12 protein-coding genes are annotated in these 13,967 nt (G+C 37.1%); 5 read left to right on the forward strand and 7 right to left on the reverse strand.

Features of this window, described 5'->3' with window-relative positions; translation table 11 throughout:
- The first annotated feature begins 82 nt into the window (after nucleotides 1-82).
- Nucleotides 83-1,720, forward strand: coding sequence for a TPM domain-containing protein (locus IR022_RS01700; RefSeq protein WP_194202379.1), 1,638 nt, complete (start codon nucleotides 83-85; stop codon nucleotides 1,718-1,720).
- A 24-nt stretch (nucleotides 1,721-1,744) separates the two neighbouring features.
- Here IR022_RS01700 and IR022_RS01705 read toward each other — a convergent pair whose 3' ends face one another.
- From IR022_RS01705 to IR022_RS01725, 5 genes are all read right to left on the reverse strand, one after another.
- Complete coding sequence (locus tag IR022_RS01705) at nucleotides 1,745-2,323, reverse strand: NAD(P)H-dependent oxidoreductase (RefSeq protein ID WP_194202380.1); 579 nt, start codon at nucleotides 2,321-2,323, stop codon at nucleotides 1,745-1,747.
- Nucleotides 2,324-2,329: 6 nt separating this feature from the next.
- A complete protein-coding gene (locus tag IR022_RS01710) occupies nucleotides 2,330-3,355 on the reverse strand; it encodes a saccharopine dehydrogenase NADP-binding domain-containing protein (RefSeq protein WP_194202381.1) in 1,026 nt (341 codons plus the stop codon).
- Nucleotides 3,356-3,411: 56 nt separating this feature from the next.
- Nucleotides 3,412-3,972: a Crp/Fnr family transcriptional regulator gene (locus tag IR022_RS01715; protein ID WP_194202382.1), complete on the reverse strand. Its 561-nt coding sequence runs from the start codon at nucleotides 3,970-3,972 to the stop codon at nucleotides 3,412-3,414.
- A 29-nt stretch (nucleotides 3,973-4,001) separates the two neighbouring features.
- Nucleotides 4,002-4,796, reverse strand: coding sequence for a hypothetical protein (locus tag IR022_RS01720; protein ID WP_194202383.1), 795 nt, complete (start codon nucleotides 4,794-4,796; stop codon nucleotides 4,002-4,004).
- A gap of 128 nt (nucleotides 4,797-4,924) precedes the next feature.
- Nucleotides 4,925-5,824 carry a DUF2262 domain-containing protein gene (locus IR022_RS01725; protein ID WP_157258110.1) on the reverse strand — a complete coding sequence of 300 codons (900 nt, stop codon included), beginning with the start codon at nucleotides 5,822-5,824 and terminating at the stop codon, nucleotides 4,925-4,927.
- A 433-nt stretch (nucleotides 5,825-6,257) separates the two neighbouring features.
- Here IR022_RS01725 and hcp point away from each other — a divergent pair, with 433 nt between their 5' ends.
- Nucleotides 6,258-7,892 (forward strand): hydroxylamine reductase, encoded by a 1,635-nt coding sequence (gene hcp, locus IR022_RS01730; RefSeq protein ID WP_050708780.1) that lies wholly within the window; start codon nucleotides 6,258-6,260, stop codon nucleotides 7,890-7,892.
- A 101-nt stretch (nucleotides 7,893-7,993) separates the two neighbouring features.
- Here the strand turns inward: hcp and IR022_RS01735 are convergent, their stop codons facing one another.
- Nucleotides 7,994-8,422, reverse strand: coding sequence for an SRPBCC family protein (locus IR022_RS01735; RefSeq protein WP_194202384.1), 429 nt, complete (start codon nucleotides 8,420-8,422; stop codon nucleotides 7,994-7,996).
- 560 nt (nucleotides 8,423-8,982) lie between these two features.
- Here IR022_RS01735 and IR022_RS01740 point away from each other — a divergent pair.
- Nucleotides 8,983-9,342 (forward strand): hypothetical protein, encoded by a 360-nt coding sequence (locus tag IR022_RS01740; protein WP_194202385.1) that lies wholly within the window; start codon nucleotides 8,983-8,985, stop codon nucleotides 9,340-9,342.
- Between the two features lie 117 nt (nucleotides 9,343-9,459).
- On the opposite strand, the gene IR022_RS01745 is transcribed toward IR022_RS01740, so the two are convergent.
- Nucleotides 9,460-10,131, reverse strand: coding sequence for a Crp/Fnr family transcriptional regulator (locus IR022_RS01745; protein ID WP_050710892.1), 672 nt, complete (start codon nucleotides 10,129-10,131; stop codon nucleotides 9,460-9,462).
- A 674-nt stretch (nucleotides 10,132-10,805) separates the two neighbouring features.
- Between IR022_RS01745 and IR022_RS01750 the strand changes: the two genes are divergently transcribed.
- On the forward strand, nucleotides 10,806-13,151 hold the full coding sequence (locus IR022_RS01750) for a GH92 family glycosyl hydrolase (protein ID WP_194202386.1): 2,346 nt from the start codon (nucleotides 10,806-10,808) through the stop codon (nucleotides 13,149-13,151).
- 372 nt (nucleotides 13,152-13,523) lie between these two features.
- On the forward strand, nucleotides 13,524-13,940 hold the full coding sequence (locus IR022_RS01755; protein WP_050708097.1) for a PaaI family thioesterase: 417 nt from the start codon (nucleotides 13,524-13,526) through the stop codon (nucleotides 13,938-13,940).
- Nucleotides 13,941-13,967: the final 27 nt, after the last annotated feature.

Consider the following 13,967-nt stretch of genomic DNA (forward strand, 5'->3'; position numbering starts at 1 on the left):
TTTAGCGTTTTTGTTTATAAATATCTATTTTTGTGCCCTATATGAGAAATATTCAAATATAAGACCCGAATATTTCTCACTTATGACTTTAACTAACGATTTACTGATAATGCGTAGACTGCGTATCTGTTTTATATTTATCCTTTTGCTGGCTCTTTGTTTAGATGGGTATGCAGCTCCTAAAAAACGTAGAGCGGCTCCGGCGAAACCCGTTTTTGAATGGGTAAGAGACAATTCGAAGCTATTTACTATTCAGCAAGCAGCAGACTTAAATAAGGTGATAGGGAATCTTAAAGATTCGCTCAAAACTTTGCCGCCAATCTATGTAGTTACTCAAAATGACTATTCTATAAAATCTCCCTTTTTCCGAGCATTCAGATCGTCGGTCACCAATGATAAATGGTATATCTCTGAATCTAAAGATTATGAGGATGGTTTTGTGATTTTAATACGGCCTCGAAGCAAGGTGTTTACAACTCCACAATTGAATATTTTATGTAATAGAAATTCGGCTTTTATGGTACCCTTTATTACTTCTCAAAAGATAGATCGTTTACAAAATGAGTATAATAAATACTTGAGTGATGCCCCAAATTCGGCACAATCGGCCGTTATTGAGAAGTTGGTGTATTCGCTTTGTTCCCGTTTTTTTGATGGATGTGTAAGAGATTACAGAAATGTACTTTCGCCCCAAGATGAAGCAGAAATAAATCTTATGATTCAGAATTTCCAAGACAGCACAACTGTTAAAGTTGCTGTGATAACTACTCCGAATGGTGAGGGTGAAGATTCGGTATTCGGACGTGCTTTGCTACAACAAAAAAACAGCGAGAAGGACAAACAGAAGCAAATGGCGATTGAATATAAGAATTTGGATGCTGATATTGTTTTTGTCTTTTATCCAAAAGGTGTATGGGTATTTAGCAATGTTGATAAAGAAAAATTGTCGGATAAGGCATTGCAGAATCTGATTAATAAGTATGCTTTACCCCGAAATAGGGCAGGGCAATATAAACAAGCGATGCAAGAATCGTTGTCTGCACTTTCTGCCCACTTCAATGGCGATGCACCTTTGGATGGAATGTCGATGTGGGAGAAAATAGGAGCTATGTTATTAGGGGTAGGTATTCCTACTGCTTTTGGTTGGTTTATTTTCAAAGATAGTTTAAAAAAGAAAAATAAGACGGCAAATCATAAACCTGTGTCTGAAAAGAAACCGACACCCTCTGCTCGACAAAATAAGCCTGCTGTAACTCAAGCAGCAACGTCTAAACCTGAAAAGAAGGAGGAAAAGAAAGAAGATAAGATACACGTTAAACCTTCCGTTCCTCCAATAACTGATGTGGTAATGAAGGAAGTGCCTCGTCTGGTATTAACTAAGCCTACGGAAATTGGTACAGATAGAGGGTGGACGCTCGATAATACAGGAAGCTTACCCGTTACTATGACTCGGATAGATGAAGTCTTCAAACCTATTTCTCCCCGAAATGAGCATGAGAAAATGATGCTCGAAATGATTGATTATATGCGTTCTCTCAGAGAATATAGAAACGAAGAGATAGCCCATTCGCTGGGTAGCGAAGGAGCATCTCTTTATCTGGATGAATTATATGGGGTTGTTGATCCTGCTGCGGTGCGTATTGTTTTTAATCGCGGACTCGATTTGCTGATAAAGAATTATGCAGAACGCGATCCGAGAGTTAGTAAATACATAAAATAGAATCAATAGGGTAGTAGCTCGATTTTATTGTTGCTTCTGTCCCGACTTTTCTATTTTAGCAATCCATTTCTTACGTATCTCTTCATTCGAATTTTTGACGACACCTATATAAGTAACCTTCACTTTACGTATTCCACAGAATTGAAGCGTGCATTTTTTGAGCTGATTTACACTTGGGGCATTATATACTAATCCGTAATACCATCCGGGCTGATCGAGTGTGGTGATTATGTGCGCTGTTTTACCTTTCAATAGTTTCTCCCATTTCCAAGAATTGGGAATCGGTCTAAAAGTAAATCCGGGAAGAAAAACCCTATCAATAAATCCTTTTACAATAGCAGGCAAACCTCCCCACCACACGGGATGCACCCAGACTAAATGATCTGCCCATTTGATGGCTTCGAAAGCTTTTTGCAGATCGGGTTCAAGTTCTATCCTTTTCTGATATCCGTATTGTAGATTGGGCGAGAAGTTGAGATCTGCTATTCTTATCTTTTTGACTTCTGCACCGCTATTTTTTGCACCCAGTTCGTATGCATTTGCCAATGCAAAATTGAGGCTCTCGTTGTCGGGATGACCGTCTATAATAAGTATCTTTTTCATCTTTGTTTATCTTTTCTCTATTGTAATATCTTTGTTTTCTTTCAATAATTCATAAAGTTCTCCAGCTTTATATATTTGATGTCCGAAATAGATACCATTGTCTGCTGTGAATAGTTTTTCGGTATGTAAAGCTATAGAAAAGGCTGTTAATTCTGCTTGCCCTTTGGTACATAAAATGCTGATCGTTTGCTTTTTTTGACGTTTATCTGTGATGATTACATCGAAGGCTGTTTTGTCGCCACTGCCACTTGATTGAAATAGCTTCTTTCGAGATTCTAAGGATAGTAGCTTAAATATATTCAACGCCTGAGCTGTTCTTAATAGAAATGATACGAGCTTGGAGTTGTATGTTATCTTGGCTGAAACGGAAGGAATCTTCTCCGTTTTATTAAGAATCAACAGATCGGGTATATTGAAATTATAGACCTTATATCTTCCTAATTGAAAGGGGAACTGATAGCCTTCGCTATTCTCGAAATGCTTTACTGATAAGGGCAAATTGTCTTTGTAGACAGAGAATGTTTTACATACATCTTCTGCCATAAAATCGGCAGCACTCTTACCCGCTTTGTCATTCAAGGAATAGTAAATCATGATTTGAACCTGTTCGATATTACTGAAATCAGGTTCGAGAGCAGATATTAAGCCGGAAACAATTCCTCCCATCCATCCCGATGCAAAGACAATCCTGCTATTGATTGGTTTATTTTTGAGACTCTTCAAGGTGTTTTGTATATCGGGTGTAGGTTTCGTTACATCCAGATAATCTATATGTTTGTTTATACAGTATTGAAGCACATTGTTGTCCGTATCTATGGTCGATAATATAACCAGGTCTATCGAATGTGCCGATATATTGCTAAGGCTACTTATATCCGTAACATCAATGTAAACATGGTGGGGTAGTTTATCACATTCCTTGTTCCTGCTACCAATAAATAATTGGAGGGAAGGGTTTCTATCTTTTAATATACGGTTTACTAATGAGCCTATATGCCCCGTTCCGCCTATGATTAGAATATTCTTTTGCATCTATTTTTTTTATGCAAAAATAGGATGAATATGACTTTCCTATTTAGGACAAATGTCTATAAAAGAGATTTTCGTATACGGGTGAGGTGTCGGGTAGATATGCCCAGATAGGACGCAATGTAGTGTAAAGGAATGTGTTTTACATACTCTGAATTGTTCTTCTCGAGTAGCATATAACGCTTTGTAGCATCGTCATTTTGAAATGAAATGATACGTTCTTCAAGTTTCAGGTATTGCATTTCGGTAAGTATTCGCCCGAATTCCTGCCATTCGGCACTTGTCTGATAAAGATAGTCCAGATCAGTTTTTTGCAGCACTTCTATTTCTGTATCAAGAATAGCTTGGATGTTTTCGTTAGTGGGAACTTGCGTTATAAAACTTGAGAATGCAGACATAAGTTCTCCTTCAAAAGTAATGCAATTTATAAGTTCTTCACCTTCTCCGTCTATAAAATAAGAGCGTAATACGCCCGATCTTATAAATGCTATTTCTTTGCAAATATTACCCGATTGAATAAGAAATTCTCCTTTCTTTATTTTTCTCTGAGAAAGAAAAGGGTCTATTCTATCTAATTCTTCTGGCGATAGTATATTGAGTGAGGCGAAATGTTTTTTCATTTTCTTATGTCATTATATAGAGTAGTATCTTAGCAATCGAACTGATTGTTTGCTTCGTCTATTGCTCTAACTATTTCGTTATCTATTGCGGGAGAAGAGAGGAAGAGTGTAACTCTTCTTTCTTCATAGTCGCGAGATGTGTCGAAAACGAAATCGGGTTTGCCGTCTTCATCCAGATCACCGATAAATAAAATCTGTACAAAGGTATCGTTAAAGGTGGGTATAGACAGTAGTAATTGCTCTCTTCCGTTGGTCGATAAATAGAGTTTGTAATTGATTACAGATTCATTGCTATAACCTATTGAAAAACCAGGAGATAAATATACCTTGTCTTGCTGGGGAATGATGCCTTCGCCTCTAAGGGTGTACTTTTGATTGTTGAGTGTAAAGTCTATTTTCTCTCCCGGTTGAAGAGCATTTACTTCGGGCATGATAGTTTTGGGTTGCTTCTCTTTTTGGGTAAGCCCCTTAACCATTAGTATATTATTGGCCGACGATACATAGGTGATAGAATCCTGTAAACAGTCGTTATAATCTTTGCCAATTGAAATGTCTGATTTTGTAAGAGAAAAGCTATTTGTCTCTTCATCTTTAGAAAAATCGTACCAATCTTCTGAGAGCATGTGTTCGAAGTCCGAAGGTTCGTAGCCACTGTATGCCCAATTGATGAATATACTTACGTCTTGGTTATCAAATTCTTCAGGAAAGAGTGGATCAAGCTCTATGTATACAGTGTCGTTTGTTGCAGGAGTTAGTGCATAGCAAGCTTTTGTATTTGCTACACTTATCAACAGGGTTGCAAACAGTACTATTATATATTTCATCTCTTGTACAAATGATGTTAGTTATTGTTTCTTGATGGTGTGAAAACACACAGTTATTTATTTGGCTAACCCTAAGATAAGACTAGCTTTTTCAAAAGTAATAATAAAGCACGAGAGTTTTAAGTTTGTTATTCAGCCAAAGCCGAATCTTTATAAACGCCCCTTGTGTCTGTACTTATTACAATATCATGATCCTCAAACATATCATCATTACTACATATAATAGTTGTAGTCTTGTCTTGATTAAATGCTATCTCGGTGAGGGTTATCCGTTCCTTAAACTCCTCTAAGGTTAAAGGTGTAGGTTCTGCATCACTCTCATCCTCGGGTTCTTCCAGCCAATAATCGTTTTTCAGTTCGAGCATCGAAGGGTACATACTTCTGATAGCTTTCTCGTAAAATTTCTCAGCCATCAGTTTTTCAGCATGATCTATAATGGGTGACAGGCTTTCTCCTACGGTTACAAAGATTGTAATTCTAACGGGAGTATCATCAATTTTTATAACAGTACCATACTCTTCCTCCTCAAGCTCCAATGTGCCGAATGCCTTGCTATCAATCGATTCTATGCTCGGTATCACATATTGTTGACACGAAAGGGTGTTGAATGCTTCCTCTATCTCGTCTTCTGTAGCTATACCGTAGATAGGTTTCAGCTTCTTTTCGATTTCTGTTATAGTGGTTGTGATTGTCTTTTCGTCCGACAGAATGTCTAGCGTCTGGTGGTCAAGTAGCCTGATTTTGGGGTTTCGCAGGTTGTTAGGTATGCAGTAACTATTGGTAGAGCCTCCTTTAGGGCTCAGTTGTACAATGGTAATACCCCATTGTTGATCGTCGGAAGATTCATTGCTTCCGTTTTTGTTTGGCTCCGAATTGAGGATACACCTCTCGTTGTCCTGATTTTCTACTCTAAACTGTCGTCGTATAATCATTGTACCGTATTCTTTATCTACGGTGCATCCTGATGTATAACTGGCAGTCATGTGATTTAATTCTCTAATATCACCCTCTTGTGCTTTCTTTAGCATGCCAAGAAGATCTTTAATCTCCCATCCAGTCATAGCCCTATTGAGTAAATAAAATATGTAATGAACTATTTAGAGATATAACAAATTTTAGTTGTTATAGTTCCCAAAGTATAATAAAGATCATAGACCTTACTTAATTCTAACATAAGTTTTCCTAAGGTACTGAAAATATTGAATAAAAAGCAATTACGGTTCTCTTTTTCTATGCCGATTATGAAATTTTAAGGGATGTATATAATCCTAGAATAGCTAAATAACCTAAAAAAGAGTTTGTTAGTTGTGGCGATAGAGAACCTTCAATATCTGGTCAATTTTTGAGGAAGTGCATAATATTAACCACAGTGTAACATATGATACAAACCAATGGATATAGTTTCTCTAGTTTTGTGTCATTAAATGATCAACCACTAAAATATATATGACCATGAGTAATATGTTTTGTTTTCAATGCCAAGAGACATCCAAAGGAACAGGATGCGAAATAATGGGTGTTTGTGGAAAAACTCCCGAAGTGTCGGATATTCAAGACCTACTGCTAGCCGTAGCACGTGGTGTTGCTGTATATAATGATGCTTTGAGAAGCGAGAATAATGCTTCGCTCGAAGCCGATAAGTTTGTTGTAGATGCTATGTTTATAAGCATTACCAACGCTAACTTCGATTTCGAAGCGATTAAGAATAAAGTGAAAGAAGGTTTGGCTTTGAAGAAGAGGCTGGCTGCTCAGTTAGTAAATACTCCTGCCAATCTTCCTGACGAATGTCTTTGGGATGGCGACGAGTCTGAGTTTATGACTAAAGCCAAAGAAGTAGGCGTATTGCGTACCAAAGATGAGGACATTCGTTCGTTGAAAGAATTGGTGCATTACGGTTTGAAAGGTATGGCTGCTTATGCTGAGCATGCTTACAATCTTGATAAAGTAGATGCTGAGCTGTCGAGTTTTATGCAACGTGCTTTAGTACAGTTGACTCGCGAAGATATTTCGGTAAACGAGTTAATTGCTCTAACTCTCGAAACCGGTAAATACGGTGTGCAGGCTATGGCATTGCTAGATGCTGCCAATACAGGTAAGTATGGTAACCCCGAAATTACAGAAGTAAATATCGGAGTAAGCACCAATCCCGGTATATTGATCAGCGGACACGACCTTCGTGATATTGAGGATCTTTTGATTCAGACCGAAGGAACTGGCATAGATGTATATACTCACAGCGAAATGTTACCTGCTCACTACTATCCCGAACTGAAAAAATACAAACACTTGGTAGGAAACTACGGCGGTGCATGGTGGCAACAAAAAGAAGATTTCGATTCGTTCAATGGTCCTATTCTCTTTACAACGAACTGTATAGTACCCCCTTCTAAATCGGCATCATATCGCGGTCGTATCTTTACAACGGGAGCAGCGGGTCTTGACGGTGCGAAACATATTGCGGAACGTAAAGACGGACAACCAAAAGATTTCTCTGAAATTATAGCAATGGCTAAAATTTCTCAAGCCCCACGCGAAATTGAAACAGGATCTATTGTTGGAGGTTTTGCTCACAACCAAGTAATTGCTTTGGCAGATAAAGTAGTAGAGGCAGTTAAAAGCGGAGCTATACGTAAATTCTTTGTAATGGCTGGATGCGATGGTCGTATGAAAAGCCGTAACTATTATACCGAATTTGCAGAAGCGTTACCTAAAGATACAGTTATACTTACCGCAGGATGCGCAAAATACAGATATAATAAACTTCCATTGGGCGATATAGGTGGTATACCTCGTGTATTGGATGCCGGACAATGTAACGACAGTTATTCGTTAGCCGTTATAGCTCTGAAATTGAAAGAGGTATTCGGACTAGAGGATATTAACGATCTGCCTATTGTTTACAATATTGCTTGGTACGAGCAAAAAGCTGTGATTGTTTTACTTGCTTTGTTGCACTTAGGTGTGAAAAATATTCACTTAGGACCAACTTTACCCGGATTTTTATCTCCGAATGTAGCTAAAGTGCTTATTGAGAATTTTGGAATAGGTGGAATCACCAACGTAGAAGACGATATGCAAGCATTTCTTGCTAGCTAAGTATTCTTTTTGATTCGGAAGATCAACTGTAATTATCTTAAAAAGCCCTTCATTATACATTATGAAGGGCTTTTTCTATGTGTTAGAAGCTATCTTTCTCTTTAAAAATGTCTCTCTTGATACGGAGTTCCTGTTCCATTTTCGCAATACTCTTTTAAACTGAGAAGAAACATCGCCCAGTTGTAGTTACACCAACGATAATATTCGGTAATCTTTCGCCAGTTTTCGTGACGTAAAACAACCGAAGTAACTCCGTTTTTCTCCGAAAGGTCAAAAGATATGCTTGTGCCTATCCATTCGGGATCAGAAGATGTGCATTCCCATACGATCTTTTTATTTTCGACCAATTCAACTATTTTCATTTTAGTGGCATCTTCGTCGTCAAAATAAAATTCATTCACAAAATTAAGCTTAGGTTTTACAACTAGCTTAGTTGTCCATATTCTGCCCAATCCATTTTGTGTTACAAGTGCCTCATACACTCCTGAGATGGGAGATTTTATGTAGTTAATATGCTCTATTTTTTCCATATATAATAATAGTTTTAAACACGACTAAGATAGTATGTTTAATTCTGAATAACAATCTTTTTATTAGGTAGGGTGTTTTAATGAGATGTGGAGAGAAGACTGTCTTGTAGTTAGATCTTATAGGTGCTTTTGTATAAAACAAAAAAAGATCGGAAAGAAATTCCGACCTTTTTTTCCTTTATACAGATTTTAGTGTTGTTTAGCTACCATAAGTTGTTGTTCAATTTCTGTTGTTTGTAGATAGCCTCGATGCTTATCACTAAGCAATTCTTCATAAATACTGCTCGTTAATGTGCGTTGTTGTATATAAGACGCATTGCTATGCTGTTCGTTGCATTATATTATGCCCTTTTTTGGATTTTTTCTTGTTTATTCTTGTTAACTATCAGTATATAAAGTTTTTATTATTGTGTTATTTTGAAAAAATAATATGCTAAAATAATTCAATTATTTATATTATCGACTATCAATCTTTAATAAAAATGCAATACCAACAAATATTTTCCGTTATATAACATGAGAGAGGTAAACTATTGTATTTATTGTTGTAGTTTAAGAGTATGAGTATAATTATAAAAAGGATATTTTATTTTTTTGTGCTGTTATTAGCTTTTACTTCTTGTAATGACGAAGTTGCAGAGGATAAGGTTATTAATCCTGTATTAGGTGTTTGGAATAATTATTATGAGGACACAGATAGTCTGGTAATGACACGTGTATTTACCGTCGATTTTTACTCCTATTTTACCTATGCAGAGGGAAAGGTTCAGAATGAAATGAATAAACAGCATTATGCTATTGATGCAACAAAACTTATGCTGGATCAATACACACAAACTTATAAAATAGAATTAGATACTCTCTGGATTACTAGTAGAAAGGGAGATCAAACGACTAAATACATACGAGCTGATAAGTAAACTTCATATGCAGGCTATTCTCTTATATATGTGCTGTTTATCAACTATCTAATCATATCCACAATTGTTCTTCGAGAACCAACCAAAGTAATCAAGCCAATCTGAGACCTTGTGATCTTAAAATGATACGAGTTGTACCAATTTGTTTTTGTTCAGTATCTTAACGTGTTTCTTATTGATCTCTATCAAACCATCGTCTTGCATATTAGCCAACTCGCGAGCCAAAGAGGGGCGAGATACACCAAAGTATTCAGATAAAGCCAATTGAGTTCTGTCGAGTTCGGCTTCCATTTTGTCGGGTTTAGTCAGATCGAGAAAATACATTGCTAGTTTCTGACGAATGGTTCGGAACGACATCAGATGCAGTTTTTTTGATAACATTGAGGCATACATTGCTGAAATGTTGAGGAAGTTGAGTAATACCTGTTCATTCTGTTGCAACATTTTCAGTACCGATGTTTTGGGTATAACCAAAGCCGATACCTTTTCTTTTGCAGTTACTTGTACCGGAAATCGGTTGTTCTTCCCGAATAAAAACAATATAGCCAAAGGGTTAGGCGCATATATATCTTCTACCTTTACCACCTTTGCCGAAGCATCAGCCATTTCGGCTTTTACATATCCATCTATCAAAATGATGAGTCTGTTACAGGGTTCGTCTTGCATAGCGAGAATCTCTCCTTTCTCGAAAGACTGTATATCGTAATGTATATCTGATAATAAGACCTTTATATCATCTGCTGTAAGGCCGATAAATATCGGCGAAAGAGTCATTTTTTCGAATACCATATTGCACGGTTTACTTTATATTGTCACGTTTATAAGTAAGGTATACACCCTACATGTATATGTTGCAAATTACACAAAATCTTGTTAAAGCCTGCTATATACTGTCTTAAAAGTATATATTCTCTTTGTTTTAGATCAAAATGAAATTTAATATTGAATTTAACTAATAAAATGATTGGAATAATTTCCATTTAAAAACTATTTGTTTGCTTTTGTCTTATAAATGTGTCTATATGAGTTTGTGTTTGATCTTTTTTATGTAGTTGTGATTGTTTTTAGGTTATGATTATTATGTTGGTTGTTATTAGCTAATCGAAAATTGTTAGAAGTAGTCTTTTCGTTTGATTTAGTTTATTGGTGTGGGTAATAAAATAAAAGAATTTAAGATTTTCTAAATCAGAATTGAATTGGTTTTACAATTTGACAGATAAGTGGAGAAAGGAGTTGTCGGGATGACAATTCCTTTCGTTTTTCTATTTCTACCGTATTTCTATCCTATTTACGACTATTTATCAGTTTATTCTATTTTATGTATATTTGTTACTCAAACGCTAATATTAAATAACAGTAAGTCTACGTACATACTCTTCAGATCTAAATGACGGTTGTGCTAAATACTTGCCAAGATAACAGATAGGTCTGAGACCTTGACTAATACAAATACATATAAAATTATGAGAAAACTTTTAGTTGCCTTCTCTATAGCATGTCTGGCTTTGTCGGGGTGTGGTGTGGAGAAAAAAGATCAACCAGATCTCACGCAGTATGTGAAACCTAATATTGGTACGGCACATAGTCGTTGGTTTTTCTATACACCGGCATCGCTGCCTTTTGGTATGGCAAAATTGGCACCATCAACCGATGGGCATTATGGTAATAAATGGGGATGGGAAGCTGTTGGTTATGACGAACGTCATACATCAATAGAGGGATTTGCCAATTTCCATGAATTCCAGATCGGTGGAGTAGTATTTGCACCTTCGGTAGGTAAATTACAGACTCAACCGGGTATTCTTGAGAACCCCGATGGAGGTTACCGTTCGCGTTTCGATCGTAAGGACGAGTTTGCAACCTCAGGATATTACTCCGTTTTACTGAAAGACTACAATGTAAAGGCTGAACTTACGGCAACCCAAAGAGTTGGTTTTCATAAATATACATTTCCTGAATCGAAAGAATCTAATGTTATTTTTGACATTGGTCACCGTCAGGGAGAGAGTGGGGCAGTAGTAGATGCTCAGGTAAAGTTAACTGATGATGGACGTATTGAGGGTTATGTGACTACAAAACCCGAGTATGTGAAGAAATATCAGGAAGATGCAGTTGTTACCATGTATTTTTCAGCCATTCCCGATAAAGCTCCTGCTAGTTACGGAACGTTTATCGACAGTACTTATACTGCCGATCAGAAAGAGGTTAAAGGAATTGGTGCTGGAATGTATCTTACATACGAAACCGAAGCAAACGAAGCCATTACCATAAAAGTAGGTTTATCTTATACTTCTATTGACAATGCCCGTTTGAATCTTGAAGCTGAGGCAAAAGACCTTACTTTCGATCAGGCAAAAGAAAAAGCATTGGGTACTTGGAACGATTACTTAGGGCGTATTGTAGTGGAAACTACTAACGAAGAAGATAAAATAAAATTCTATACAGGTCTGTATCATGCCCTTCTAGGTCGTGGATTGGCTAATGACGTAAATGGTGCTTATCCTAAAAATGACGGATCGGTAGGGCAGATTGAATTAAATGCTGATGGGAAACCAAAACACAATCATTATAATACCGATGCTATTTGGGGCGGATATTGGAATCTGACTCAACTATGGGCATTGGCTTATCCTGAGTATTATGCTGATTGGGTGCAAAGCCAATTATTGGTATACAAAGATGCTGGATGGTTGGGCGATGGTATTGCCACAAGCAAATATGTATCGGGTGTAGGTACTAACTTTACAGGTCTTGCAATTGCTGCTGCTTATAACATAGGCATCCGCGATTTTGATGCAGAACTAGCTTATCAGGCTGCACGTAAAAACGAACTCGAATACGAAGGTCGTATTGCAGGAGCTGGTAAGATGGACGTTGGTGCATTCGTAAAACGTGGCTATGCACCTTATATGGTGAGTAAACCAGGACAAGAGGAGCTTACAACAGAGGGTTCGCCATTCGGAACATCTCATACACTCGAATATTCGTTCAGTGCCTATGCAGTGGCTCAGTTTGCGAAAGCTATGGGTAAAACGGACGACTACGAGCAGTTGATGAAATTGTCGAAAGGTTGGAAAGAAGTATATGATCCATCCGTAAAATTCATGAGACCTAAGAATGAGAAAGGCGAGTTTATCAAAGACTTCGACCCAACCGCCCCTTGGGTTGGTTTTCAGGAAGGCAATGCATGGCAATATACATTCTATGTACCTCACGATGCTGAGGAATTGGTAGAAACTTTGGGTAAAGACGAGTTCAACAATCGATTGGATAGTATATTCACCATCTCTCAGAAAGATATATTTGGAGGAGGTACTAATATCGATGCATTTGCAGGCTTAAAAGGTTTGTATAATCATGGTAATCAGCCTAACTTACACATTTCGTGGTTGTTTAATTTTGCTGGACGTCCCGACCTTACTCAAAAATGGGTTCGCGCTATTTGTGACGAATTTTATGGTGTAGAAGGTATTCACGGATATGGATACGGACAGGATGAAGACCAAGGACAATTGGGTGCATGGTACGTAATGTCTTCTATCGGCTTGTTCGATGTAAAAGGTCTTACTTCGCCCGATCCTGCATTCCAGATCGGAAGCCCGTTATTTGATAAGGTAACTATAAAACTGCCTGAGAATATTCGCAAAGGAGAGTTTGTAATTGAAACTATAAATAATTCGAAGCAAAATACCTATATCCAAAGTGCTACACTTAATGGCAAAGAAGATAATAGTTTAAGACTGCCTTATGCTACATTGGTAAAAGGTGGATTGTTAAAACTGCAAATGGGAGCAGAACCTAAAAAATAAATACTCCTACAGCAAATTTTGCAAGATATATAAGAGCCTCACAATCCATTCGATTGTGAGGCTCTTTTGTTCGAGAGCTACAAGTGACACACCTCTATCGGATAAGATTGTAAATCTCTCAGCTAGTATTGTAGATTGCGATATTAGAACAAATCGCATGATTAGGAATGATATTCTAAACAATGAACAACTTAATTTAAACAAATAACAGATATAGAGCTTTATATTCCTTACAATAGAATATATTGATATACTATTTACTCTCCTCAATAAACAAAGGGAGTGTAACTTAGAGCTGTTGTTGGTGAAAAAAGCGTTTGTAGAAAACAATTGTACGCTTTAAATCGTTATTTTCGTGTAAAATATACCTATATGAGATTAGATACAAATAACATTCGCGAACGCATCAAAGATACGATGATGGAAACTCTAAAAATGGAGTTTATCGAAACAGACGAACCGACTTTGGAAATGACTATGCCTGTCGGTAAATTTAATAGTCAGACAATGGGAGTATTACATGGTGGAGCTACTATTGCTTTAGCTGAAACAGCAGCCGGAGTGGCTTCGAACTTGATGTGCACTGAAGATGAATCGTGCTACGGAATCCAAATAAGTGCCAATCATATATCTTCAGCTCAACAAGGTGAAACGGTAAAAGCTATTGCAAAACCTATACATATTGGACGGTCTACACACGTTTGGGTAGTAGATATAATTTCTTTGACAAATAATCGATTGATCTCTACGGTATCAGTCACCAACTTTGTTGCTAAAAACAAAAAGTAAGGTCGTAGACTTTTTAACTTGGCTATG

Source organism: Dysgonomonas sp. GY617 (genome assembly GCF_015233815.1).
Classification (GTDB): Bacteria; Bacteroidota; Bacteroidia; order Bacteroidales; family Dysgonomonadaceae; genus Dysgonomonas_A.